Source organism: Ammoniphilus sp. YIM 78166 (assembly GCF_004522215.1).
Taxonomy (GTDB): domain Bacteria; phylum Bacillota; class Bacilli; order Aneurinibacillales; family RAOX-1; genus YIM-78166.
On sequence record NZ_SDLR01000004.1, the window covers coordinates 526,094 to 550,938 of the forward strand.

At 46.8% G+C, this 24,845-nt stretch carries 21 protein-coding genes and 1 riboswitch; of the genes, 20 read left to right on the top strand and 1 reads right to left on the bottom strand.

From position 1 onward, the window contains the following. The first annotated feature begins 38 nt into the window (after positions 1 to 38). The 14 genes from EIZ58_RS19230 (at position 39) to EIZ58_RS19295 (ending at position 12,682) form a co-directional block, all read left to right on the top strand. Entirely contained in the window at positions 39 to 482 is a 444-nt protein-coding gene (locus tag EIZ58_RS19230; protein WP_134702486.1) for a hypothetical protein, read from the top strand. A 128-nt stretch (positions 483 to 610) separates the two neighbouring features. Further along, positions 611 to 1,684: a peptide chain release factor 1 gene (prfA, locus tag EIZ58_RS19235; RefSeq protein WP_134702487.1), complete on the top strand. Its 1,074-nt coding sequence runs from the start codon at positions 611 to 613 to the stop codon at positions 1,682 to 1,684. A gap of 2 nt (positions 1,685 to 1,686) precedes the next feature. Continuing rightward, positions 1,687 to 2,538 (top strand): peptide chain release factor N(5)-glutamine methyltransferase, encoded by an 852-nt coding sequence (prmC, locus tag EIZ58_RS19240; RefSeq protein ID WP_134702488.1) that lies wholly within the window; start codon positions 1,687 to 1,689, stop codon positions 2,536 to 2,538. Between the two features lie 98 nt (positions 2,539 to 2,636). Next, entirely contained in the window at positions 2,637 to 3,230 is a 594-nt protein-coding gene (gene spoIIR, locus EIZ58_RS19245) for a stage II sporulation protein R (RefSeq protein ID WP_240689196.1), read from the top strand. Between the two features lie 81 nt (positions 3,231 to 3,311). Further along, a riboswitch (SAM riboswitch) is annotated at positions 3,312 to 3,434 on the top strand. 103 nt (positions 3,435 to 3,537) lie between these two features. Next, complete coding sequence (locus tag EIZ58_RS19250; RefSeq protein WP_134702490.1) at positions 3,538 to 5,370, top strand: bifunctional homocysteine S-methyltransferase/methylenetetrahydrofolate reductase; 1,833 nt, start codon at positions 3,538 to 3,540, stop codon at positions 5,368 to 5,370. A gap of 72 nt (positions 5,371 to 5,442) precedes the next feature. Continuing rightward, positions 5,443 to 5,907: a GNAT family N-acetyltransferase gene (locus EIZ58_RS19255; RefSeq protein WP_167577797.1), complete on the top strand. Its 465-nt coding sequence runs from the start codon at positions 5,443 to 5,445 to the stop codon at positions 5,905 to 5,907. Between the two features lie 104 nt (positions 5,908 to 6,011). Then, the gene (locus EIZ58_RS19260; protein ID WP_134702492.1) at positions 6,012 to 7,079 is read left to right on the top strand and encodes an L-threonylcarbamoyladenylate synthase; all 1,068 of its coding nucleotides are present in this window, start codon (positions 6,012 to 6,014) and stop codon (positions 7,077 to 7,079) included. 77 nt (positions 7,080 to 7,156) lie between these two features. Beyond that, the gene (locus tag EIZ58_RS19265) at positions 7,157 to 7,717 is read left to right on the top strand and encodes a manganese efflux pump MntP (RefSeq protein WP_134702493.1); all 561 of its coding nucleotides are present in this window, start codon (positions 7,157 to 7,159) and stop codon (positions 7,715 to 7,717) included. A gap of 12 nt (positions 7,718 to 7,729) precedes the next feature. After that, a complete protein-coding gene (locus tag EIZ58_RS19270) occupies positions 7,730 to 8,458 on the top strand; it encodes a ZIP family metal transporter (RefSeq protein ID WP_134702494.1) in 729 nt (242 codons plus the stop codon). A 7-nt stretch (positions 8,459 to 8,465) separates the two neighbouring features. Further along, positions 8,466 to 8,915: a low molecular weight protein arginine phosphatase gene (locus tag EIZ58_RS19275; RefSeq protein ID WP_134702495.1), complete on the top strand. Its 450-nt coding sequence runs from the start codon at positions 8,466 to 8,468 to the stop codon at positions 8,913 to 8,915. A gap of 65 nt (positions 8,916 to 8,980) precedes the next feature. Further along, on the top strand, positions 8,981 to 10,264 hold the full coding sequence (locus EIZ58_RS19280) for a methyl-accepting chemotaxis protein (RefSeq protein ID WP_134702496.1): 1,284 nt from the start codon (positions 8,981 to 8,983) through the stop codon (positions 10,262 to 10,264). A gap of 123 nt (positions 10,265 to 10,387) precedes the next feature. Continuing rightward, positions 10,388 to 10,834, top strand: coding sequence for a ribose 5-phosphate isomerase B (rpiB, locus tag EIZ58_RS19285; RefSeq protein WP_134702497.1), 447 nt, complete (start codon positions 10,388 to 10,390; stop codon positions 10,832 to 10,834). Beyond that, positions 10,827 to 11,399, top strand: coding sequence for a TIGR01440 family protein (locus EIZ58_RS19290; RefSeq protein WP_134702498.1), 573 nt, complete (start codon positions 10,827 to 10,829; stop codon positions 11,397 to 11,399). Before rpiB ends, EIZ58_RS19290 begins: the two co-directional genes overlap by 8 nt. Before the next feature lie 29 nt (positions 11,400 to 11,428). Beyond that, positions 11,429 to 12,682, top strand: coding sequence for a serine hydroxymethyltransferase (locus tag EIZ58_RS19295; protein ID WP_134702499.1), 1,254 nt, complete (start codon positions 11,429 to 11,431; stop codon positions 12,680 to 12,682). A 210-nt stretch (positions 12,683 to 12,892) separates the two neighbouring features. Here the strand turns inward: EIZ58_RS19295 and EIZ58_RS19300 are convergent, their stop codons facing one another. Further along, the gene (locus EIZ58_RS19300; protein WP_370297730.1) at positions 12,893 to 14,515 is read right to left on the bottom strand and encodes a Na/Pi cotransporter family protein; all 1,623 of its coding nucleotides are present in this window, start codon (positions 14,513 to 14,515) and stop codon (positions 12,893 to 12,895) included. Positions 14,516 to 14,745: 230 nt separating this feature from the next. On the opposite strand from EIZ58_RS19300, the gene upp reads away from it, so the two are divergent. The 6 genes from upp to EIZ58_RS19330 all read left to right on the top strand — a co-directional run bounded on the left by upp (position 14,746) and on the right by EIZ58_RS19330 (position 24,773). Further along, positions 14,746 to 15,375 (top strand): uracil phosphoribosyltransferase, encoded by a 630-nt coding sequence (gene upp, locus EIZ58_RS19305; protein WP_134702500.1) that lies wholly within the window; start codon positions 14,746 to 14,748, stop codon positions 15,373 to 15,375. 18 nt (positions 15,376 to 15,393) lie between these two features. Further along, complete coding sequence (wecB, locus tag EIZ58_RS19310; RefSeq protein ID WP_134702501.1) at positions 15,394 to 16,524, top strand: non-hydrolyzing UDP-N-acetylglucosamine 2-epimerase; 1,131 nt, start codon at positions 15,394 to 15,396, stop codon at positions 16,522 to 16,524. A 139-nt stretch (positions 16,525 to 16,663) separates the two neighbouring features. Then, the gene (locus EIZ58_RS19315; protein ID WP_134702502.1) at positions 16,664 to 19,723 is read left to right on the top strand and encodes a phosphodiester glycosidase family protein; all 3,060 of its coding nucleotides are present in this window, start codon (positions 16,664 to 16,666) and stop codon (positions 19,721 to 19,723) included. A 126-nt stretch (positions 19,724 to 19,849) separates the two neighbouring features. Continuing rightward, positions 19,850 to 20,440, top strand: a complete 591-nt coding sequence (locus EIZ58_RS19320; RefSeq protein WP_134702503.1) for a TetR family transcriptional regulator — start codon at positions 19,850 to 19,852, stop codon at positions 20,438 to 20,440. Further along, positions 20,437 to 21,675, top strand: coding sequence for an efflux RND transporter periplasmic adaptor subunit (locus tag EIZ58_RS19325; RefSeq protein ID WP_134702504.1), 1,239 nt, complete (start codon positions 20,437 to 20,439; stop codon positions 21,673 to 21,675). The genes EIZ58_RS19320 and EIZ58_RS19325 overlap by 4 nt, the downstream gene beginning before the upstream one ends. After that, positions 21,672 to 24,773 (top strand): efflux RND transporter permease subunit, encoded by a 3,102-nt coding sequence (locus EIZ58_RS19330; protein ID WP_134702505.1) that lies wholly within the window; start codon positions 21,672 to 21,674, stop codon positions 24,771 to 24,773. The genes EIZ58_RS19325 and EIZ58_RS19330 overlap by 4 nt, the downstream gene beginning before the upstream one ends. Positions 24,774 to 24,845: the final 72 nt, after the last annotated feature.

Sequence of the window (24,845 nt, forward strand, 5' to 3'; positions counted from 1 at the left end):
ACCTAAGGATACCCTAGTATTAAAGGGAGGTGTCTCTTTTGCAACGCAAAACTCTATTTCATGCTTTCATGCTTTGCCTGGTGATGCTCGTTTCTGCTGCTTGTTCTCCTGCCGCTGGTCCGGATTCCAATCGTCCATTTGGAACGCTTGGTCAGAAAAAGAATAACTTGTATCACAACCCACCTGGTTTTTATGATGATGATAAAGGATTTAAGAACGACTTTGTCCCATCCGATCTCAACCCTAACATGGTTACAGGGGTGAATGATCTATATAATCTCAATGGGGACGCTCGTATTATGGCCCAAATTGCCGCTGGAATTCCTGGCATAGACCGTGCCTGGGTGAATATTAATGGCGGAACGGCTCATGTTAACATTAGGATTCGTAACGGAGTGGATGTCGACTCTGTCAGGGCTGCTGTCTATGAGCAAGTCAAATTAAAAATGCCTCGATATCAGATTGATGTTGACTTAAAATAACCCGGTATGGATCCCGGGTTATTTTCTTTTCTTGATGTATCAGGTTACTTTGACAATGTATATAATAATCATTATAATTATACTGTTATAAGTTCAAATGAGTGAAAATAAATTTGAGGTGAACTGCTGTGTTTGATCGCTTGGAAGCAGTAGAAGTTCGATATGAGAAATTAACCGAGTTGCTCTGTGATCCCGATGTGATGAACGATCCGTCTAAGCTTCGGGAATATTCAAAAGAGCAGTCCGATATGGAAGAAACCGTTCAAGCCTACCGTGAATATAAATCTGTAACTTCTCAGCTCAAGGATGCAAAAGCCATGCTAGATGAGAAGCTAGACGATGAGATGCGCGAGATGGTCAAGATGGAACTTGACGAGTTGAACGAGCGCAAAAAAGAAATCGAAGATCGTTTGCACGTCCTTCTTCTGCCGAAGGATCCTAATGATGACAAAAACGTCATTGTGGAGATCCGCGGTGCAGCAGGCGGTGACGAAGCGGCCCTTTTTGCTGGGGACCTCTATCGTATGTACACCCGTTTTGCGGAGAAGGCAGGCTTTAAGACCGAGATCATGGAAGCCAGCTACAATGATTTGGGTGGATTTAAGGAAGTGATCTTTGCGGTAAAAGGCAAGGGAGCATACAGCAAGCTGAAGTTCGAAAGTGGCGCTCACCGGGTACAGCGGATCCCTACTACGGAATCCGGCGGACGAATCCACACGTCAACGGCGACCGTTGCGGTACTGCCTGAAGTAGAAGAGCTAGAAGTGGAGATTCATGACAAGGATATCCGGATCGATACCTTCTGCTCCAGCGGTGCGGGTGGACAGAGTGTTAACACGACTAAATCAGCGGTTCGCGTATTGCACGTTCCTACGGGCATTATGGTGAGCTGCCAGGATGAGAAGTCTCAGCACTCCAATAAGGATAAGGCGCTTCGCGTATTAAGAGCGCGTCTTTATGATCTAGAGCAACAGAAGAAGGCTGCTGAATACGGAGAGATTCGTAAGAGTAAAGTGGGAACAGGAGACCGCAGCGAACGGATCCGTACCTACAACTTCCCGCAAAGCCGTGTAACCGATCATCGCATTGGTCTAACTTTACACAAGCTAGACTATATTTTGAACGGTGAATTAGACGAAATCATTAATGCATTAGTGGTTCAAGAGCAAGCAGAACTGATGCAGAACGCAGAAGGTCTGTAAGCATGAATAGCTTAACGGTGAGAGAAGCCCTGAATAGGGCTTCTTCGTTTATGGAGTCATTAGATGATGGCAGGTTTTTGGCGGAAATGATCATACGGCATCAGTTGGGATGGGATCGAACTCAGTTTTTCTTAGGAATGAATGACCCTGTAAGTGAGGAGAATTGGTTGGCCATTGAGCAGATGGTCCAAGACCGGTTGAGGGGAATCCCTGTCCAATACTTAATTGGTGAGCAAGAATTTTATGGTCTTCGTTTTCAAGTGAATCCCTCGGTGCTGATTCCTCGTCCAGAAACGGAGATTCTGGTAGAACAGGTGTTAAAGCGTCGGAATCCACAGGCTGCGCTGGTAGGTGCAGATATTGGCACGGGAAGCGGAGCGATTGTAGTGAGCTTAGCCGTTCATTCCCAATGGAAGATGTATGCGGTAGATATTGCTCAAGAATCACTGGATACCGCTCAAACAAACAGTCAAATCCATGGTGTGGACAACCGTATTACGTTCCTGCAAGGTGATTTGTTAGCTCCCTTGACTGAACCTGTGGATATTTTAGTATCCAATCCTCCTTATATTCCTTCCGAGGATATTTTGGAGCTCGATGTTCAAGTAAAGGATCATGAGCCGATGAGAGCATTGGATGGTGGCCGGGATGGGTTAGATTTTTATCGGCGCCTGTGTCAAGGGTTGCCCGCTGTTCTTCGTCCAGGGGGTTTAGTGGCTTTTGAAGTAGGCATGGGCCAAGCGCGTGACGTCGAGCAATTGATGCTAGCAAGTGGGGTTATCGAGAAAACCGAGGTTATTGCCGATTTGGCAGGGATTGAGCGAATTGTTATTGGTGAGCGTGGTCGCGGGTAATAGACTACAATATTCTTAAAATATCAAATCATGTTTAAAGACTCTCTTTTCTGGCTAGACTGTGGGCTAAGGAGATAGAAAAGAGAGGGGAAATAAACATGAAAAAAGTAAGCTTAGTCTTATTCTCATTGATAATATTAATTATGAGCTGGGAAGGGCAGAGATCGGTTGCTTCCCTCGTAAACGAAGAGCAAATTCCGCAAGATTCCATTCGCTTGCGAATTATCGCTAATAGCGATACTCCTCAGGATCAATGGCTCAAGCAAGAAATTCGTGATGAAATTAATGCCTACCTTAATGATAGAGTTGACCAATCCCTTACGTTAGAAGAAGCTAGAGAACAGATGCAAGAGGAGCTTCCGCAGCTAAAGCAAATTGTAGATCGTACCATTGCGGAGCTTGGTTTTACGTACGATAGCCACGTAGAAATTGGCAAAGTTCCTTTTCCAACTAAAATGTACGGTACGTATGTTTATCCGGCTGGAGAATATGAGGCACTTCGGATCACTGTAGGACATGGGCAGGGGCAAAATTGGTGGTGTGTTTTGTTTCCTCCTTTATGCTTTGTGGATATAGATACTGGAGATGCTGTAAAGCAGGATGAGGCAACGGACGAGGAAGGTCCCAAGATTAAGGTGAAATTTTTCCTCGTCGAGGTGTTTCAGCAGCTTTATCAAAAGCTTTTTGGATAGAGCTATCCATTGACAGAAACCAAGGCATCACGTATGATAACGTTAATATAAATTCTTAGTGTTCCAACAAATCTTACACTTTTCTTATTTGGAGCAGGTGGAGGGACTGGCCCGATGAAACCCGGCAACCCGTTAAGACTAACAGATACGTCTTGAGTCAGGGTGCTAATTCCTGCAGATTCCATAGAATCTGGGAGATAAGAAGGGACTCACCGCTATTTTGTTGCAGATAATGAGAACCTTCTACGATGTGTCGTTGAAGGTTTTTTTGTTTTTATGGGGTACTAATGCAAAAGGAGTGAAAAGCATGAACCAAGCAGGTTTGCTAGAGAAATTAAAGGATCAGGTGTTAATCGGGGATGGCGCCATGGGCACCCTCCTTCACCGTTATGGAATTCCCGTAGGAACGTGCGGAGAAGAGCTTAACCTGACACGTCCTGATGTTGTAAAAGATATTCATCTTCGATACCTTCAGGCCGGAGCAAATATGATTGAAACGAATACGTTTGGTGCGAACCGTGAGAAGCTATCCAAGTTTGGTTTAGAGGATCAGGTTAAAGAGATCAACCAGGCGGCTGTGAAGATTGCCAGAGAAGCAGCTGGGGACACTGCCTTCGTTGTTGGTGCTGTGGGAGGGATTCTCGGGGGAAAAAGACGCAATGTTCCTGCCGCAGAGCTTAAGCTGGCGTTTGAAGAACAAATTCAGAGCCTTGTGGAAGCGGGTGTTGATGGGCTGATACTAGAAACGTTTTGCTTTGTTGACGAAGCGCTTATCGCGTTAGAAGTCGCCAAGCAATATGCTCCACTCCCTGTCATTTGTCAGCTCACGATTCAGGACATTGATCGAACGCAGGATGGCTACTCTCTCGAGTCGGCTTTTGGTCTCCTCACGGAAGCTGGAGCCCAGGTGGTAGGGTTGAACTGCTACAGTGGCCCTGCCAACATTATTCGCTCTCTTGAATCTCTTCCACCAAGAGAAGGTCTTTTATTATCTGTCTATCCGAATGCAGGTCTTCCGGAGTATGTTGACGGGCAGTTTTTATATCCATCTTCTCCTGAATACTTCGGTCAATCAGCGGAAACCCTCTATCAACTAGGGGCTCGAATTATTGGCGGATGCTGTGGAACGATGCCAGAACATATTCAAGCGATTGCTCAAAAGCTAAAAGATAAAAAGCCTGTAGCTAAACAAGAATTGACGGTAAAAGAGTCTCCTATTCCGACGACGGTGTTTGCTTCGATAGAGGAACAACAAGAAAAAACCTTGCCCGAGCTGGTCAAAGATAGACCCACGATTATCGTGGAATTGGATCCTCCACGCGACTTGGACTTTCAGCCCTTTTTAGAAGGGGCAGCCGTGCTGAAGGAAGCCGGAGCGGATGCCATTACGCTAGCGGATAACTCGCTGGCGATGACACGGATGAGCAATATGGCTTTAGGGGCGATGGTGAAAAATCAAGTGGGGATTCGTCCTTTAGTGCATTTAACTTGCCGTGATCGAAACTCGATCGGTCAGCAATCTCATTTGATGGGACTCTATGCCTTGGGCATCGACCATGTATTGGCCATTACAGGGGACCCTACTCGTTATGGTGATTTGCCGGGGGCTTCTTCCGTCTATGACATGACTTCCTTTGACTTGATTCGGATGACAAAGCAGTTAAACGAAGGGGTAGGTTTTTCTGGTCGTCCTCTAAAGAAGAGAGCTTCCTTTACGGTAGCGGCTGCCTTTAACCCGAATACCCGCCATCTTCATAAGGCTGTAGAGCGTCTCGAAAAAAAGGTAGAAGCCGGGGCGGATTATATCATGAGCCAGCCGCTGTATGACCATGAGCAGATTTTTCAGGTAGCGGAAGCGACGAAGCATATCAAGGTTCCGATCTTTATTGGCATTATGCCCCTTACAAGCCAGCGAAATGCCGAGTTTCTTCATAATGAAGTGCCGGGTATTCGCCTTTCTGATGATGTTCGCTCCCGGATGGCCCGTTATGAAGGAAAAGACGCGCAGAAGCAAGGCATTGAGATTGCCATGGAACTGATTGAAACGACGCGAAGACATTTTAATGGAATCTATTTAATTACACCGTTTATGCGTTATGAAATGACGGCAGAATTAACGCATTTTGTTAGAAAAGGCTAAGCTTTCGGTCATACTCTATCATTCTTCTACATACACATAGTAGAAATGATAGAGGAGAGGAGGCGGCCTGTAATGAACCTTACCGTACGGGTAGCCAAGAAGAATGACTTAGAAGCGATTGTGAATTTGTTAAAAAAGGGTAAACTGAATGTAGAAGGAATAGAAGCTCATCTGGAGCATTTCATCGTTGTGGAAAACCCAGATGGGGAACGAATCGTGGGAACAGCAGGTCTAGAGGTCTTCGGGGATCAATACGGCCTGCTTCGTTCCTTAGCTGTAGAACCTGCTTTTTTCAATGAAAAAATGGGGGTGGAGCTGCTGGGGATTCTTCTTTCTTCTGCGGGGCAAAAAGGCTTACAAGAAGTTTATTTGCTCACACGTTCAGCACCCTTTTTCCAATTTTGCGGGTTTCAAGAAGTGGATTGGGAGGATATCCCCAAAGAAGTGAAGTCATCCACACATTTTCAACAGTATTCTCCAGGCTTGTCCACAGCGATGGTGTATAAGCGCGCTACAGAACCCCAAGAAGTGAACTAAAACCGAACCATTTATCCACAACTTATCCACAAACTGTTGATAAGTTGTTTGTTTATTTTTTGCTATACGTCTAAAAACACACGAAAAAAGGAATGGAAACCTATATGATTGATTATCAAACTAAATGTTGGCATGTGGATAGTGTTGTGGAAAAACCAGCGAGGTTACCACAGCTTGAGGAGCCGGCTCGCCTGCTGGCCGCGAATGAGGCGGTAGCTTTTCCAACAGAGACGGTGTATGGATTAGGGGCCAATGCCTTGTCATCCCTAGCGGTTCGCAAGATTTTTGAAGCCAAGGGCAGGCCGAGTGACAATCCTTTAATTGTCCACATTGCCAACAGGAAGGATCTTGATAAGTTGGTTTCAGAGCTTCCAGTTCAAGCCGAAAAGTTAATGGATGCTTTTTGGCCAGGGCCATTGACCTTAATCCTTCCCAAAAAGGAAGGGATTGCTCCGGAAGTAACGGCTGGGCTGGGGAGTGTAGGGATTCGGATGCCCGATCATCCTGTAGCCTTGGCTTTAATTGAGCAAGCAGGCGTACCTGTCGCGGCTCCAAGTGCCAATCGATCGGGTCGTCCGAGTCCAACCACGGCGGCTCACGTGCTAGAAGATTTGCAAGGAAGGATTGCCGGCGTGGTAGATGGCGGTCCTACAGGGGTAGGAGTGGAATCGACGGTCCTCGATGTGACGGTAGAGCCTCCCATGATTCTTCGGCCTGGAGGGGTGACGAAAGAGCAGATCGAGGCGGTTATTGGAGAAGTCCAAGTGGATCCGGGACTCACGCTGCTAGAGGAACAGCCGAAATCCCCAGGTATGAAATATCAGCACTATGCTCCTAAGGGAGAGATGTGGATTGTCCAAGCCGCAACACCGGAGGAGCAACAAGCGGCGATTCGCCGTTTAGTTGGACAAGCCAAGCAACTGGGTCATACTGTAGGGGTGCTTGCCACGGAAGAGTCAAAAGAGGTTTACCCACAAGCGGATGTGGTGGTCACTTGCGGTCGCCGGGGGGACTTATCCACAGTCGCACAAAAATTATATGATAGTCTTCGAGCCTTTGATCAACAAGGAGCGAACTACATTTTAGCAGAATCTTTTCCTACCGAAGGTGTGGGCTTAGCTGTGATGAACCGCTTAGTTAAGGCGGCAGGCCATCGAATTTTCCGCGCATAGAATGAAGCCTGGGCATCTTTCCTAACCTGTCCGCATATCCATGAGATGACGACATGGATAGGTTTGGAGGGAAAGAGATGGAATGGGACATTATCCAGTGGGGGCAATTCTATACGATCCTAATGATTGGACTAGCGCTTGGCATGGATGCCTTTTCTCTGGGGATTGGTATGGGGATGATAGGCATTCGCCTTCGCACGATTGCTAAGATCAGCTTAATAATCGGCCTGTTTCATATTTTGATGCCTCTGGTGGGGATCGGCAGCGGGAAATTTCTTTCCTCTGTGGTAGGCGATGTGGCGACTTTCATTGGTGGAGTGATTCTTTGTTTTTTAGGCGCCAATATGCTTTGGGGGTCCATCTTCGGAGAAGAAGGGGAGCGCTCTTATCAGACTAGAGGCTGGGGGCTTATCCTGTTTGCGCTAAGTGTCAGCATCGATGCCTTGTCGGTAGGGTTATCTTTTGGTTTATTTAAAACCGATGTATGGCTTGCGGTGGTTACCTTTGGGGTCTTGGGGATGTTGATGACGGGCAGTGGTTTACTTTTGGGCAAGCATGTAGGAAATCGTTTGGGCGGCTTCGGCGAAGCGTTGGGCGGGATCATTATCCTAGCATTCGGCGTTAAGTTTATGCTGTAGGAGGTCCCAGCTATGGAACTACTTGTCCTCAGTACGCTTACAGGATTAACGACTTTATTCGGATCTCTGCTTGCTTTGTTATTTGGAGCGCCTGGTAAACCCATTCTCGCGTTTTACTTAGGTTTATCGGCGGGAATCATGGTTCTTGTTATTTTCGTGGACTTGCTGCCTGCTGCATTTAACCAAGGACCTTTTCAAGCGGTAGGGATGGGGCTAGGACTCGGATTGATGGTCTTGATTGTGATCCACGCTTTTTTACAAAACTTAGTTCGTGACGGTGTAAGTCTCACGCCGGATAAAAAAGAGTCTTACCGGGTAGGGACGTTGATTGCTTTAGCGATTGGGTTACATAATATACCTGAAGGGATTGCGATTGGAGCGGGGTTTGAAACCCATCACCATCTCGGCGTGCTAGTAGCGCTCTCCATCGCCATTCATAATGTACCAGAAGGGTTAGGGATGGCAGCTCCTTTGGTGATGGCAGGCGTGAAGAAGCGATGGATCTTGCTTCTCAGTTTGGGGTTAAGTCTGTGCATCCCGATAGGGGCTTGGCTGGGGCAACAATTTTTTGTAGGCTCTCCTTTCTTGGTCGCCATGGGAACGTCGTTTGCAGCAGGGGCTATGGGGTTTATTGTATGGAAGGAAATTGGCCCGGCCTCTTTTCGATATCATCGCTTGTTTGCCTTGCTAGGCATGGGGGTAAGCCTAGTATTAGTATACTTAATTCATTTGTTGAGGTGAGGTACACATGAGGCTGTTATTTGTCTGTACAGGGAATACCTGCAGAAGTCCCATGGCAGAGGGACTAATGAAGCATCTGGCCCATCGGGAGAATCTTCCGATTGAGGTGCGTTCCGCCGGTGTTGCTGCTGTCGAGGGAGCCCCGGCTTCGGTTCATACGACGACGATATTACAGGAGCGAGGTATGGATTTACAGCATACCTCGCAGCAGGTTTCTCCAGAGCTCATTAAGTGGGCTGACGTGATCCTGACTATGACAGGAAGCCACAAGCAGGTGGTTTGTCGGCAATTTCCTGAAGCTCAGTACAAGGTGTTCACATTAAAGGAGTACATAGGGGAAACGGGTTATTTAGATGTAATGGATCCTTATGGTGGCTCGCTCGAGGTCTATCGAGAAACAGAAAGAGATTTGGATAAAGCATTAGAAAGGCTTAAAGACAAAATCAAGCAGGATTAGGAGGTTTTTGTCGAGGAAAGACGAATCTTATAAAGCAAGAAATGTAACGTCATGGGGGAGTTTACATGGGGAATCAGATTCGTTTTGGGCTTCAGAAAAAAATCGTACTGGGGATCGCGGTTTTATCGATGGTTACATATGGGACAAGCTTTGTTTTTTTGGCTTTCCTAGCTGATGATTTTAGCGCGTATGTGTCACCTGTTGTATTCCAGGCGGCAGTGCTTTTCATGGGGGTGGGATGGTCCTCGTTTTTTGGCTGGATTGCCGCTCGGATGCTAACTAAGCCTATTATTTTATTAGAGAAAACCGCAGAAAAGGTTTCAACGGGTGATCTGCGCGTGCAGGTTGAGATTCCAAAAGGAAAGGACGAGCTTCAATCTCTAGCCCTGGCTTTTGAGCGGATGTTAGGAAACTTAAAGGCGATGGTGAAGGATATTGAAGAAAACTTCCGTCAAACCGGAGATCATGTTCAAGAGTTAACCCATGCTTCTCATGCAGCGGCTATGCAAGCCGAGCAGATTGGGATGACGATCGATGATATTGCCCAAGGAGCAAAGTCTCAATCAGCTGCTACGCTTCATATGGTTCATTCCTTCGAGCAGCTGAATCAAATGATAGAGCATGTGAATGAATCCGCGGACCAAACGAGGAAGCTTTCTTCCAACATGGTTCAAACTCTAGAAACCAGCTCGAAGGTCGCTGGCACGTTAATTGAAGGGCTTCACCACTTAGCGAAGGAAAGTGAGGCTTCCATCGAAGTGGTGGGCAAGCTTGATGAGCAAGCCAAGCAAATTGGGGATATTTCTAAGCTTGTGGGCGCGATGGCGGAGCAAACGAATTTGCTTGCCTTGAATGCCTCGATTGAAGCTGCACGAGCAGGGGAGCATGGCAGAGGGTTTGCTGTGGTTGCAGGTGAAGTTCGTAAGCTCGCGGATGAAAGTAAAAAGGCGGTCCAAGCAATTGATCAGCTTATTCATGAGATCCAGCAGGAAGTGGGCCTCGCTGTTAAGCAAATCAATGAGCAGGTTCGCTTGGCCACTATGGAATCGAAGCGAGGAGAGGAAACCAGTCAGGCTCTAGATGATATTTCGAATTCGGTTCAAGGGGTTGTCGGAGCGGTAGATACGATCGTGAGGTTAATCAGTGACCAAACGGAAATTATGAGACACACGATGGAAGAAGCGAGGTCTGTGGCTGAGATTGCGGAAGAGACGTCAGAGGGTTCTCAAAGTGTGGCGGTGGCTGCTCAGGATCAGACGGCCTCAATGGAAGAGATTGCGGCAGCAGGGCAGATCCTTCGAGATCAGGCGGAAAAATTACAGCAGCATATTCAACGTTTTACAATCTAGGTCTGAGCTAAAGACGAACATTATATACATATTTTATGATTATTATTAAGAAAAAAGACTATATGGATTTTGAATAATAGGGTATAATAAGCATGTTATTAGTGAAAAACGGAGGAGATCACGTTGAAAATCGCACTAGGTGCTGATCATGGCGGCTTCCAACTCAAGGAAGAGATTAAAGCGATGCTTCAATCCATGGACCACGAAGTGGTCGATATGGGCTGTGACTGTGAGCAATCGGTGGATTATCCCGATTACGCGTTGCCAGTTGCTGAGAAGGTTGCGAGTGGAGAGCTAGATCGCGGAATCTTAATTTGTGGGACGGGGATCGGAATGTCGATTGCCGCGAATAAGGTGAAGGGTGTTCGTTGTGCTCTTGTACATGATCTATTTTCGGCAAAGGCAACGAGAGAACATAACGATTCCAATGTTTTGGCCATGGGGGCACGTGTTATTGGACCGGGAGTGGCTCAGGAGATCGTGAAGATTTGGTTGGGAACGGAATTTACGGGTGGACGCCATAGCCAGCGATTAGAGAAGATTGGAAACATAGAGGCGAAGCATGTTTAATCTTCAAGAGGTGGAACAACAGCTTCGGACGATACTCGGTGAATTGCTTGCTGCCTATCCCATGGGTTCGAAGCAGATCCTGGTTCTGGGTACAAGTACGAGTGAAGTGCTGGGTGAGCGCATCGGGACTTCGGGAAGTGAGCAAGCCGCTGAGGTGATTTTTCGGGTGCTAAAGGAGTTCCAGTCTCAGCATTTGTTCCAGCTTGCTTTTCAATGTTGTGAACATTTAAATCGGGGCCTCGTCGTTGAACGGGAGACAGCAGAGATGTTTCGTCTAGAGGAAGTCACTGTTGTCCCTGTGGCTAAGGCGGGGGGCTCGATGGCTTCTTATGCTTTTAATCATATGGCAGATCCTGTTGTGGTGGAATCGATTCAAGCTCATGCAGGAATTGATATTGGAGATACGTTTATCGGGATGCATCTGCGCCCAGTAGCTGTTCCGGTCCGGCCGTCTATTCGACAGGTCGGCAATGCCCATGTCACGATGGCTTATACTAGACCCAAGCTGATTGGCGGTGCTCGAGCCGTTTATCAAAATACAAAGATGAATTCAAGCTGTACGTAAGATTTTAAAAAGAAATCGGAGGAAAAAACATGTTTAATCATTTATTAAAGAACGATCCGCAAGTAGCTGAGGCGATTAATCAGGAGTTAGGAAGACAAAGAAATAATATTGAATTGATTGCATCCGAAAACTTTGTAAGTGAAGCGGTTCTAGAAGCTCTTGGAACGGTGATGACGAATAAATATGCGGAAGGTTATCCTGGTCGTCGTTACTATGGTGGATGTGAGTTCGTGGATGTGGTGGAAGATTTGGCTCGTGACCGTGCAAAGCAGTTGTTTGGTGCGGAGCATGCTAATGTTCAGCCTCACTCCGGTGCTCAAGCGAATATGGGGGTTTACTTCACGATCTTAAAGCCAGGAGATACGGTGCTTGGCATGAACTTGTCCCATGGCGGTCACTTGACGCACGGAAGCCCTGTAAACTTCTCTGGTACGCTTTATAACTTCGTGGAGTACGGTGTAACGGAAGATACAAATGTGATTGATTATGAAGATGTACGAGCTAAAGCGTTGGCCAACAAGCCAAAGCTTATCGTTGCGGGTGCTAGTGCTTACCCTCGAGTGATTGACTTCCCTAAATTACGCGAAATCGCTGACGAAGTGGGAGCTTACTTGATGGTGGATATGGCTCACATCGCTGGTTTAGTTGCAACTGGCCATCATCCAAACCCAGTTCCTTATGCTCACTTCGTGACTACAACTACGCATAAGACGTTGCGCGGACCACGCGGTGGTATGATTTTGTGTAAAGAAGAATTTGCTAAAGCGATTGACAAGTCTATGTTCCCTGGCGTTCAAGGTGGTCCTTTGATGCACGTGATTGCCGCTAAAGCTGTGGCTTTTGGTGAAGCTTTGAAGCCTGAGTTCAAGCAATACAGTGCGAATGTGGTTGCGAACGCAGCTCAGCTTGCCGCTTCTTTGAAGGAAGAAGGATTAAAGGTTGTTTCCGACGGAACAGACAATCACTTGGTGTTGATTGATGTTCGCAATGTGAACTTGACGGGTAAAGAGGCGGAGCATTTGTTAGACTCTGTAGGAATTACGACGAACAAGAATACCATTCCATTCGACCCAGCTAGCCCGTTTGTTACAAGTGGCGTACGCATTGGTACACCAGCAGCAACTTCTCGCGGATTTGATGTTGAGTCCATGAAGGAAGTAGCAGCCATTATTGCTTTAACCTTGAAAAACCCACAAGATGAAGCGAAAAAGGAAGAAGCTCGTGCTCGTGTTGCGGCACTATGCGAGAAGTTCCCACTTTATCCTGGAATGAAATTGGTATAGGTATTGGAATGCGAAGAGCTAAACCCCGTGTTGATTGGGTTTGGCTCTTTTTTTGTAAATATGCAAGCCCTCCGTTAGGCAAACTTACAAAAATGTATGGGTAGCATGACCTTTGCTAATCACCCACAATTTTCTTTAAAAAATAAAGCAAAAAGTACTATATGCCACCCAAACACAACAAAAAAAAGGATCCGAAGATCCTCCTTCCTTTTACACCTCGCCTAACACATACTGAGCAATATTCATGCTATGGTCTGCCATACGTTCTAGGTTACTTACAATATCCAAGAAGACGACGCCAGAACCGCCAGAACAGGTTCCCTCATTCAAACGCTTGAGGTGAGTTTTGCGAAGCTGACGCTCCATCTTATCCACTCTTTCCTCGAGTTCTACCACTTCAAGAGCTAAAGTGCGATCATTATGTTCTAAAGCTTTGATCGCTTTTGCCATCGTTTGGCTCGTCAGCTCAATGATTTCCTTTAGTTCATTCGTTGCCTCATCAGAAAGATGAAGCTTGTTGTTATAGCGATATTCAGCCAGCTCTACGATATTCATAGAGTGGTCACCCATTCGTTCAATATCCTTTAAAGCATACATGAGAGAAGAATATTTTTCTGTATCTGGTATTTCATGCTCCGTTGCTGCTTTTGTCATATAGTCGATAATCTTTTGTTCTAAATGGTCAACTAGATCTTCACGCTGTTTCGTGCTTTCTGCTAGCTTGTCATTGCCTGTAAACAAATATTGAGTCGAATCATGTAGCATATCTCTCGTTAAGTTTGCCATACGGAGGAGCTCTTTTTCGGCTTGTCCTATTGCGACAGAGGGATTATCCAAGAAACGAGGGTCTAGGTTTTTTACCCCGAATTCTATTTCACCTTCACGATCGCGGTAGATCTTCGTAACAATAAAGGCCAATACACCAATGAAAGGCAATTGCATTAATACGTTGGTAAAGTTAAAAACACCGTGGGCATAGGCAATTTGCATTCTAATGTCCACTTGAGTCGCTTCCCCTAACCAGAGCACAAAAGTATAGAAAAGCGGGAGTAGAAGCAGGGCAACAAATGTACCTAAAAGGTTAAAGATGACATGAGTTAGAGCTGCACGTTTAGCGGCAATGGAGGCACCAATCGCTGCCAGCATAGCGGTTATCGTCGTCCCAATATTATCTCCAAAGAGAATAGGAAGGGCAGCTTTAAGCGAGATTCCGCCTTCACTAGCCAACTGCTGAAGAATACCAATGGTCGCACTACTACTTTGAACAATAACGGTAAACACAGTACCGACGATAACCCCTAGGATAGGGTTTTGACCTAGATTCAACATCAAGTCATGGAAGACTTGCAAGTCTTTTAATGGCTTGAGTCCGCTTCCCATCGTTTTTAGTCCGTAGAAGAGCATACCAAAGCCAAACACAATTTGCCCCAGATATTGCAATTTCTTCTTCTTGAAGAAGAAAAGTAAAATGGCACCTGCTGCAATAATGGGAAGGGCATAGTTTTCAATCTTTATACCGATAATGAAGGCTGTTACGGTGGTCCCGATATTGGCCCCCATAATAACTCCAATTGCTTGGCGCAAAGTCATTAAACCTGCATTAACAAAACCGACAGCTAATACCGTTGTTCCTGAACTGGTCTGTAGCAAGACCGTAACGATAATTCCAGCAAGGACCCCTTTAATGGGATTAGTCGTCATCCTTTCAAGAATTTGGCGCAACTTATCGCCAGCTGATTTTTCTAAGCCATCCCCCATGTACTTAATACCAAAAAGAAAAATACCTAGACCTCCGAGGAATTTAAACAAAACATCCTGCATGGAAACATCCACTAAAAAGAGCCCCCTTAGTTTTAAAAAACTTAACAAAAAATCAACAGAAATTTAACGACAAATTCATACAAACACAAACATCTCTTAATATAATATTTTTTTGGACTGATTTCAAAGAAAACTTTTTTGTATTCCACATTGGTACTTTACCACACAAGTGGTATAATATTCCCCGGCATGAACAGGTTTTTCGGAGTACATACTAAAATAACAATAGGAGGGAAGAATTCATGGGAAGTTTATACGTTTTTGACCACCCTTTAATTCAGCATAAGCTTACATACATAAGAGACAAAAGCACAGGAACCAAAGAATTTCGTGAGCTCGTAGATGAAGTCGCCATGCTCATGGCTTATGAAATCACCAGAGACCTGCCTCTGCAGGAAGTGGAAGTAGAAACACCTGTTACACGTTGCAAAGCTAAGATGATTGCGGGAAAAAAATTAGGACTTGTTCCCATCCTTCGTGCAGGTATCGGTATGGTGGATGGGGTACTGAAGCTTATCCCCGCCGCTAAAGTAGGCCATGTGGGACTATATCGCGACCCTGAAACACTTGAACCTGTGGAGTATTATGTAAAATTGCCAAGCGATATTGAAGAACGCGATTTCATTGTCATTGACCCTATGCTTGCCACGGGTGGTTCCGCCGTTGCTGCAATCACCGCTCTAAAAAATCGCGGGGCTCGAAACATGAAGCTCATGTGCTTAATTGCAGCGCCGGAAGGAATTCAAAAGGTGCAAGAAGTACACCCTGACGTGGATATCTTTGTAGCAGCGGTTGATGAAATGCTCAACGACCACGGGTATATCGTTCCAGGACTGGGCGATGCGGGTGACCGATTATTTGGCACCAAGTAGGGAAGCGGGGACAAACAGATGAAGAAAAAAATCATGACCATTTTTGGGACGAGGCCGGAAGCCATTAAGATGGCTCCGTTGGTGCATGAACTAAAAAAGTATGAAGAGCTTGAACCCATCGTATGCGTAACCGCTCAGCATCGGCAAATGCTGGATCAGGTTCTGGAAATTTTCGAAATCAAGCCTGACCATGACTTGAACATTATGAAGGATCGCCAAACGCTAGTGGATGTCACCACCCGGGCATTGCATGGATTAGACGAAGTCATGAAAGAAGTAAAGCCAGATATGGTCCTTGTCCACGGGGATACAACCACCACGTTTGTGGCTAGTTTAGCAGCGCTCTATAACCAAGTGGCCGTGGGCCATGTGGAAGCTGGACTTCGCACCTACAATAAGTTTTCTCCCTATCCCGAGGAGATGAACCGTCAATTAACAGGGGTTATGGCAGACCTTCATTTTGCACCGACCAAGGTTTCTGCGGCCAACCTCCGGAAAGAAAACAAACCGGAAGAAGGCATCTTTATCACGGGAAATACCGTAATCGATGCGCAGAAAACAACGGTACGAGAAGATTATCAGCATCCTGTTTTAGAAGAACTGTCTGGACTGCGCTTAGTCTTAATGACCGCTCACCGAAGAGAAAACCTAGGGGAGAAAATGCGCGGCATGTTCCGGGCCATACGACGTCTAGTGGACACACATGAAGATATTGCAGTCGTCTATCCGGTTCACTTGAACCCAGCGGTAAAAGAGGCGGCTGCCGAGATACTGGGTGACCATTCCCGCATTCGACTCATCGAACCCTTGGATGTAGTGGATTTCCACAACTTTATGTCTCGATCTCATCTCATCCTTACGGATTCCGGTGGGGTACAGGAAGAAGCCCCTGCATTTGGGGTACCTGTATTAGTGTTGCGAGATACGACAGAGCGCCCCGAAGGAATTGAAGCAGGCACTCTAAAATTGGCAGGAACCGATGAGCAAGTGATTTTTGATCTCGCTCATGAGCTCTTAACCGACGAAGATGCCTATGCCAGCATGTCCAAAGCCGCCAATCCTTACGGAGACGGGGAAGCTTCACGACGAATCGCTGAAGCGATTCTTTTTTACTACGGCTTGCGCCAGGAACGTCCGGATACGTTTTAAATAATAGGAGAGGTTGACCCCGCAACTGGGACAACCTCTTTTTTGTCCTTTTGGTAATCCCTTCCTGAAACTATTTAATCTTGTAAAACGTCTAATATAAAGATGATAGAGAAGATAGTTTGGAGAGGAGATTTACCATATGTGGTTATGGAGAAAGTACCGCTCGCAGGCAGCAGGCCTATTAGTCATGGCTATGCTGTTTTGTTCTGTACTGCCTTCAGGGGTTAGGGCAAATGACACCCTTCCTGCTCGCTTGACCGAGGAGCAGATCATAGGGGAAGGAGTCGTGCTACAAACGTACATAAAGAAAGTAGGCGGCAAAGATGTCATCCTTACGGTGACGAAAGTAGATTTGAACAATCCTTACGCTGAAGTTCGGCCGATTTACGGGAAAGGCGGAACCTTTGCCGAGAAGCAAACCATCACCGAGATGGCCAAAGAAACAGGAGCAATCGCGGCGATAAACTCCGACTTTTTTACATTAAAAAATAGAACGCCTTTTGGGATCGCCCTAGATAAAGGGGAACTTGTCTCCTCCATGGGAAGGATGCCTTACTGGGTGAGTCTAGGAATCACCAATGACCGCACAGCGATTATTGAGCGATTCACCTATCAAGGAAAGGTGACAGCACCCAACGGGTCTACCTATGTCATCCAAGGAGTAAATAAAGAAGAATATCAATCCGCTGGCTACGCGAGCCATCGGGATCAAGTCAATTTGTATACGCCGGCTTTTGGCCCGACAAGCTTGGGGCTCTTAGCGGGTTATGAAGACTATGTGGAAGTCGTCGTAGAAAATGACATCGTCAAAGAAATCCGGATCAAACAGCCAGCGGCAAGCATACCACGGAACGGCTATGTGCTATGGGGGCATGGCGGTGGAGGCAAGTTCCTGCAAGAAGCGTTCAAAGTGGGAGATCCCGTACAGGTTTCCTCTAGCACCCTAACCTCCACCAATGGTCTGGTGCTAGACTCCGCTATGGCTGGACACATCTTGCTTGTAGACAACGGAACGGCTTTAGCACCTTCTGTTAGTTCGATTAGGGGAACGGTCGCACGTTCCGCTGCGGGAATTACACAAGACGGAAAAACGTTGTTACTCGTAGCGGTCGAAAGCTCCTCGAAAAGTCGGGGCATGGAGCTAGCGGAGTTAGCGCAGCTCATGAAGGAGTTAGGAAGCTATCGAGCCTTTAACTTGGACGGCGGCGGATCGACTACCATGGCGGCACGTAAGCTTGCCGATACCGAGATTAGTTTGCTGAACCAGCCGCAAGGTGGAACGCAGCGAAAAGTACCGACAGGAATCGGGATCTTTAATACCGCTCCAAAAGGAGATTTTAAAGGCTTCCTGATCGAAGGACCCGCACAAGTGCTGAAGGGAAATGAAGCCGTGTTTCGGGTAAGAGGCTATGATATACACTATCATCCGTTTGCCGTTCCACAACAAGAGGTCGTGTGGACGGGATTAGACGTCTTGTCTCCTGGAGTACAAGAGGTCAAAGGGGAATATCGAGGATTCAGTTTAACTCGCCAGATTGAAGTGATTGGAGCATCTAAAGTCTCACAAATCCTGGTAGAACCATCGGTTCTTACCGTGAATAAGGGACAAGCCAGAACGTTTACCGTAAAGGTTCAAACGAAGGACGGCAAAATCGTTGATGCCACTCCTCGCGGGGTTGCAACTTCCCTATCGACGGACACGTTAGGAACGGTAAGCGGCTTTACCTTTACAGCGGGTCAGGAGGAAGGCCGCGGAGAATTAGTGGTGAACTTTGATGGCATCGAAAAGCGGATTCCAGTTAACGTAGGCACGTTGCCGCAAGCGTTCGAATCGTTTGATGCACTCACAGGCCTTTCTTATAGTGCCCTTCCGAACACCCTTGCGGCAAAAGGAAGCTTTACCCTGGTAGAAGATCAAGTCTACCGTACGAAAAAAGCGGCGCGCTTAACTTATAACTTTGCCGGAGCTCCACAGACCGAGATTCGCTTTGCCTATGGACTCCTAGGTGCCAAGCCTCTCGCCATGCCAGGAACTCCCTTGAGTGCAGGACTATGGGTATATGGAGATAACAGCAAGCATTGGCTGCGTTCGGAGTTAGTCGATGCGAAAGGAACCACGCATTACTTGGATTGGGCCAAAGAAATTGATTTTAGCGGATGGAAATACTTAATGGCTTCCATTCCGTCTGCCGTGACCTATCCGGTTAGCATTAAGAGCGTGTACGTCGTGAATACACCAGAAGGTACGGCTCAGCGTCCTGAGTCAGGCACCTTGTACTTTGATGAGTTGACCCTCTACCAGCCTTATGACCCGTCGAAAGACACGAAACCTAATGACGTTATTGCTCAACAGGGAGTTCGCTTGGCGGGAGAAGTAGAGATTAAGCTTGATGGGGCCGCTCGTATAGAGCCGGTTTCCACCATTCCATTGCAAATAAAGGGATATAAACCATCCCTGCAAGGCTTCCGTCTAAGCGGGAATGTCCAGCAGCCTCAAACGGTGGCAATGTCTGCTTTGAACGGAAGTCAAATGGGATTGTTGTACCTAGACGAGAGCCAGAATACTTGGGTTGAAGTTAAGGGCACACGTTTAGCATCAGGTGAGAACCTATTCCCGCTCCAAGGCTGGGGAATGTATATACCGTACTACAGCCAAGCGGCCGTGAATCCGTTTAAGGATGTAAAATCAGGCACTTGGTATGAAAAAGCGGTAGTTGAGCTTTACCAACAAGGGATTGTCAACGGGCTATCGAAGGATCAATTTGGACCGAATGCGGTGCTGACTCGAGCTCAGTTTGTGACCTTGCTAGGCAATTGGTTGGGGTGGAAAGATGACCCTACTCTAAAGCTAGACTTTAAAGATTCCATACCAGGCTACGCCGTACCTGCGGTAAAAGTCGCGGTATCCAAGGGAATCGTGCAGGGCTTCCCAGGAGGCCTGTTTAAGTCAGACGCTCCGTTAACCCGAGCTCAGATGTCCGTGATGCTATATAACGCCCTACAAGACAAGGGAGCAGACTTATCGGGAGGGGAAGGCGTTACTTTTGTCGATCGAGCTGCCATCCCAGGATGGGCTTCTGAAGCCGTTCAAACGATGGCTGGAAAAGGATACATTAAGGGGATGAACGGATCGTTCAAACCTCAAGACACGGCAACTCGTGCGCAGGCCGCGTCGTTGATTTATCAATTGAATCAATAGTTTCAAAGAAGGGCATATCCCATGCGTGGGGATATGCCCTTTTTTCATCTTGACAGCTATCCCGAAATCTACTACGATCCAATTAAACGATTAATTTAAACAAACATTTAATTGGAGGGCCGGATTTTGACCGAGGCAGACATCAAGTTGAGAATTTTACTGGCAGCTAGAAAACTTTTTGCAATGCAAGGGTATGAAGGAACATCGGTGCGTCAGATTTGTGAAGAGGCTGGGGGCAATGTAGCGCTTGTTTCGTATCACTTTGGGGGGAAAGAGAATGTGTTTTACGCCCTCTTTGAGCATCTCTTCCCTGGGAATCGGTTGCCAGAGTTTGAGGAAGAAATGAAAGACCCGATGAAAGGGATACGAATCTTGATTGAAGGAGTCATCCGTTTTAAGGTGGAGGATCCAGAGCTTGCGGCGATTATGCAGCATGAAATCAACATGAGGACTCCAAGAATTGAACGCATTGGGGGATACGTTTTTCCAGTCTGGAAGAAGCTCAGAGAAGTGCTCCAAACCGGGAGAGAACAAGGGCTGTTTCACTTTCGTTCCTTGGACAATACCTTGCAGTTTGTAATGAGTGCCTTGATCTATCCTCAATGCAATTCGTTTATTGATCCGTTGCTCCAGGAGGGGGAACAGTCCTTGGAGCAATTGATCGAGGATACGGAAAACTTTATTTTACAAGGCTTGGGAGTGGGGAGAGTTGGATGAAAAATAGGTTGATGCAAGGGATCTTGGTTTCAATATTAGCGGTGAGCTTAACCACAGGCTGCAGCTTAGGGGCGAAGGAAGCTTTAGTAGCAGAAGCAGAGGTCAAGACCGTAGAGGCGCTACCTGTCGCCAAACATACCATCCAACGGACATTGGTGGCTTCTGGAACCTTAGAGCCTGTGGAGGAGACCCTGATCTCTTTTGAACTAGGGGGACGTATTATTCGTTTGAATAAAGAGCAAGGAGACCAGGTGAAGGCGGGGGAGGTGTTAGGAAAGCTGGAAGACCAGGATTACAAGCTGCAAGTCGAGCGTGCCACCACGGGAGTAGCTCAGGCACAAGCGGGCTTGGAAAAAGTCAGCAGTGGAGCACGGGAACAAGAGCTGACGCAAGCTCGACTTTTGGTAGAAAAAGCGCAGATGAACGCCGATAAAGCGCAAGAGGATCTGGTGAAGATGGAAGAACTCTATCTTAACGGTGCGATTCCAAAAGACACATGGGAGAATGCCACCTTACGTGCCCAGGTAGCCATCAAAGACGTAGAAGCAGCTCGGGCTACGTTATCCTTGGCAGAAGAAGGAGCCAGGAAAGAAGATATTTCCCAAACCGAGTCGATCGTTCAGCAGCAAGTCATCCAGAAGCAACAAGCCGAATTAGCATTAAAGAAAACGACGCTTGTGTCCCCGGTGGGAGGTACGGTCATCGGAAAAATGGTCAACCAAGGCCAGCTCGTAGGAGGAGGAACCCCAGCTTATCGGATAGGAAACGTGAAGCAGCTGAAGGTGGTTTTGCCTGTACCGGACCGGGAAATTTCCCTATGGCAGCCTGGCTCTTCCGTTACGCTCAAGCTGTATGACCAAGAACGCAAAGGTACGGTATCCAAAAATTATCCTTCCACCAACGCGGGAACAGGTACGGTAGGCGTAGAAGTGTTAGTCGATAATGCGGACGGCAAATGGATTGTTGGACAGGTGGTAACAGGCTCCTATGAAATCAAAGGCAAAGAAGGCTTGTTTGTACCCGTGGCATCCGTGATCCGAACAGGTGGAGAAAATCCTCATGTTTTCGTGGTAGAGGGCGAACGTGTGGTGAAAACCGAAGTGGAAATCGGACAGTTAGCCATTGACAAGCTCGAGATTATTTCTGGTTTACAAGTTGGTCAAAGCATTGTGGTGAAAGGCGTAGACCGCTTGTTTGACGGAGATGCCATCGAGGTTCGAGGTGAGCAGAAGTGATTGAATACCTCGTCCGAAAACGAAAAATAACCGTGCTCTTCTTTATCATGGTGACCCTACTGGGGATCCTTAGCTTTTTCCAGTTGCCTAAGCAAGAGCAGCCCGAGATTATTGTTAACATGGCCACGGTTACGACAATCTTTCCCGGAGCTTCACCTGAAAAGGTAGAGCAAACCGTTACCAAAAAGCTAGAGGTAAAAATCAATGAGCTTCAAGGGCTGAAGTCCATTACCTCGACTTCCGCTCTCGGTGTATCCTCCATCGTCATTGAAGCGGAGAATGGGATCGATCCGAAAGCCAAATGGGAAGAGCTCCGCAAAAAGGTCAAAGATGCGGAAGCCAATCTTCCTGCGGATGCTCACCAGCCGATCATCAACGACGACTTGAACCGAACGTTTATCCAAACGTTTAACGTGTATGCAGACAGCTTTGAGCAGTTATACAGCGTGCGAGAGCTGATAAAGGATTGGAAGGATGAACTCCGAACCATTCCCAAGGTGGCTGATGTCACCATTGATGGTCTCCCGGATAAGCAGGTCACCGTAGAAATCGATACGCAAAAACTGCAGCAATACGGGATTCATTGGGGAATGGTGCTGAATGCCATACAAAAGGAAAATGAAAAAACCCCTCTTGGGGATTATCAAGTAGGAAATCGAACCTTTGAGCTGCGACTAGATGAAGTGCAAAGGGTGGATGATTTCGCCAATACCTTGATTACACGCAGTCGAGAAGGCTACCCTGTTTATCTGAAAGATGTCGGCACCGTGGAAATGACCACGAAGCGGGTGAAGGAGTATTACTACCATAACGGAAAACCAGCCGTATCGATCAGCTTAAATGCGGAGTTTGGGTCCGATGTTCCTTCCCTCCAAGCCAGAGTGGATGAGAAGATGGCTTACTTGGTCAAAGATAAGCCCACTTGGTTAAAGGTAGAGAGCATTCATACCCAAAACGAAAGAGTGAACCATCTGTTTGGGGATTTGACGAAGGAAATGCTGATTGCCATCACAGCCGTTATTTTTGTGTGTACACTTGGGTTAAACATGATTACGTCTTTTGTCGTGGCATTGGCGATCCCGATTTCGATTGCCGTGGGACTCATTCCTCTGCCTTATATGGGGATTAGTTTAAATCAAATCTCAATAGTGGGCTTAATCATCGTTTTAGGGATATTAGTAGATGACGCGGTCGTGGTGAACGATAATATTGAACGGCGGTTGAGTGTACTAGGCGAAAAACCATTTGTTGCAGCTGTGAATGGAAGTAAAGAAGTGGCGATTTCGATAGTAACCGCTACGCTAGCAACGATTGCCTCGTTCGGCCCACTCTTTTTCCTAGAAGGGAATGCAGGACAATTTATCAAGGCCATCCCGATTATTATCACCTTATCGATGCTAGCTTCCATGGTGATGTCTTTAACGATTATTCCGATTTTTCGAGAATGGCATGAATCGAGGAAGCCAAGTTCAACGGATAGCTATCGAAAGCCAGCAGGCTTATTAGGAAAACAAATTCAGTCGCTGACCCATTGGTACGCCAATACCCTTTTAAAGGGATTGTTGAAAAAGCCACTCCTTACTGGAGTAATCGGCATTCTGATTGGTTCTTCCGCTTATGGACTGCTTCCTCTGATTCCGGTGGAGCTGTTTCCCATGGCGAATCGTCCGGAGATGTATGTAAATATTACCGCTCCGGTGGGCAGTAACATCAACGAAACGGATGAGTTAGTACGCGAAGTCTCGGACTGGTTGCAGGAACAGCCGGAAGTGACCCTGGTCGCGGCCTATGCCGGAAACAGTGCACCGAAAATGTTCGGTGGAGATACTGGCAATGGCTCAGGGGAACGAGTGGGTCAGGTTATTATGAAGGTCGATCACAAGCAATATCAAACGTCAGACCTAGTGATAAGATGGAACGAAGAATTTAAACGGATATTCCCCGGGGCGTCTGTTGTAGTCAAAGAACTAGAGGCAGGACCTCCTGTAGGAGCACCCGTCGTGATCCGTATCTTCGGTGAAGATATTGAACAATTGAGAGCACTGTCCCAAACCGTCAAGGATTCAGTAGTCAAGGTTGCGGGGACAAAGGATATTAAAGATTCTTTCGGGGCAGAACGGAATACGCTTCAGTTCCGATTGAACAAAGAGGTCATGGATAAGCTGATAGTCAACCCAAACGATGTGTCCAAGTCCATTCGACTGGTCAGTGAAGGGATGAAGATTACGGAGTTCGACGACGGCGATGAGCTTGTCGAGATGATCCTCAAGATGAAAACAGAAGAAGAGGATCCGTCCACCGTTTTCCAGCGAATTACGGTACCGAATGCGATGGGGCAGCAAATCCAATTGTCTCAAATTGCTTCGGTGGAGCCTGGTTTTGCCATGGTGAGCATTGGTCATCGCAATTTATCTAGGGTCGTTACCATCACCTCGGATGTTCAAGGTCGAACAGCAACAGAGGTCATGAATGAAATTAAGCCGAAGTTAGCAGAAGTAGACTGGCCGGAAGGCTATCGCTTCGAGATCGCTGGAGAAACCTCGGAACAGACGGAAATCTTTATCGATATGGGTAAGCTTTCGGTGATTGTCGTATTCCTAATTCTTATTCTGATTGCTATGCAATTCTACTCGTTATCGATCCCTTTGCTGGTAATGAGCACGATCTATTTGGCTTTTGCCGGAAGTTTAATTGGGTTGTTCGTAACGCAAACGCCGCTAGGATTCATGACCATGATGGGTGTCATTAGTTTAGCAGGGATTGTGGTGCGGAATGGAATTGTATTGGTTGAGTTTATTGAAGAGGCTCGACGCGAGGGTGTCCCCTTGCTAGAAGCCGTGATTCATGCTGGAGAAGCTAGATTCCGTCCGATTCTATTGACTTCAGCTACCGCGATTAGCGGGTTGACTCCGTTAGCTACCATCGGGGACGTTTTATTCCGCCCGCTTGCGATTACGATTATTTTTGGCTTAGCTTTTTCAACCTTGTTGACCTTGATTATCGTCCCGTCTCTTTATGTAGTCATGGCGGAGCGGAAAGTGAAAAAACAGGCTAAAAAGCGACAACGATTCGACAATAATGTCGAAATTGGTCTGTAAAACGCCATAGTAGATCCTCGTTTTTTGGGAGGATTTCTGCTAGAACCAGCGAATAGTAGTAAGTGGTAAAAA

Excerpts from the sequence above, each read along its gene's own strand:
- prmC (WP_134702488.1), top strand. The coding sequence starts at position 1,687 with ATGAATAGCTTAACGGTGAGAGAAGCCCTGAATAGGGCTTCTTCGTTT.
- spoIIR (WP_240689196.1), top strand. The coding sequence starts at position 2,637 with ATGAAAAAAGTAAGCTTAGTCTTATTCTCATTGATAATATTAATTATG.
- EIZ58_RS19250 (WP_134702490.1), top strand. The coding sequence starts at position 3,538 with ATGAACCAAGCAGGTTTGCTAGAGAAATTAAAGGATCAGGTGTTAATC.
- EIZ58_RS19255 (WP_167577797.1), top strand. The coding sequence starts at position 5,443 with ATGAACCTTACCGTACGGGTAGCCAAGAAGAATGACTTAGAAGCGATT.
- EIZ58_RS19260 (WP_134702492.1), top strand. The coding sequence starts at position 6,012 with ATGATTGATTATCAAACTAAATGTTGGCATGTGGATAGTGTTGTGGAA.
- EIZ58_RS19265 (WP_134702493.1), top strand. The coding sequence starts at position 7,157 with ATGGAATGGGACATTATCCAGTGGGGGCAATTCTATACGATCCTAATG.
- EIZ58_RS19270 (WP_134702494.1), top strand. The coding sequence starts at position 7,730 with ATGGAACTACTTGTCCTCAGTACGCTTACAGGATTAACGACTTTATTC.
- EIZ58_RS19275 (WP_134702495.1), top strand. The coding sequence starts at position 8,466 with ATGAGGCTGTTATTTGTCTGTACAGGGAATACCTGCAGAAGTCCCATG.
- EIZ58_RS19280 (WP_134702496.1), top strand. The coding sequence starts at position 8,981 with ATGGGGAATCAGATTCGTTTTGGGCTTCAGAAAAAAATCGTACTGGGG.
- EIZ58_RS19290 (WP_134702498.1), top strand. The coding sequence starts at position 10,827 with ATGTTTAATCTTCAAGAGGTGGAACAACAGCTTCGGACGATACTCGGT.
- EIZ58_RS19295 (WP_134702499.1), top strand. The coding sequence starts at position 11,429 with ATGTTTAATCATTTATTAAAGAACGATCCGCAAGTAGCTGAGGCGATT.
- upp (WP_134702500.1), top strand. The coding sequence starts at position 14,746 with ATGGGAAGTTTATACGTTTTTGACCACCCTTTAATTCAGCATAAGCTT.
- wecB (WP_134702501.1), top strand. The coding sequence starts at position 15,394 with ATGAAGAAAAAAATCATGACCATTTTTGGGACGAGGCCGGAAGCCATT.
- EIZ58_RS19315 (WP_134702502.1), top strand. The coding sequence starts at position 16,664 with ATGTGGTTATGGAGAAAGTACCGCTCGCAGGCAGCAGGCCTATTAGTC.
- EIZ58_RS19325 (WP_134702504.1), top strand. The coding sequence starts at position 20,437 with ATGAAAAATAGGTTGATGCAAGGGATCTTGGTTTCAATATTAGCGGTG.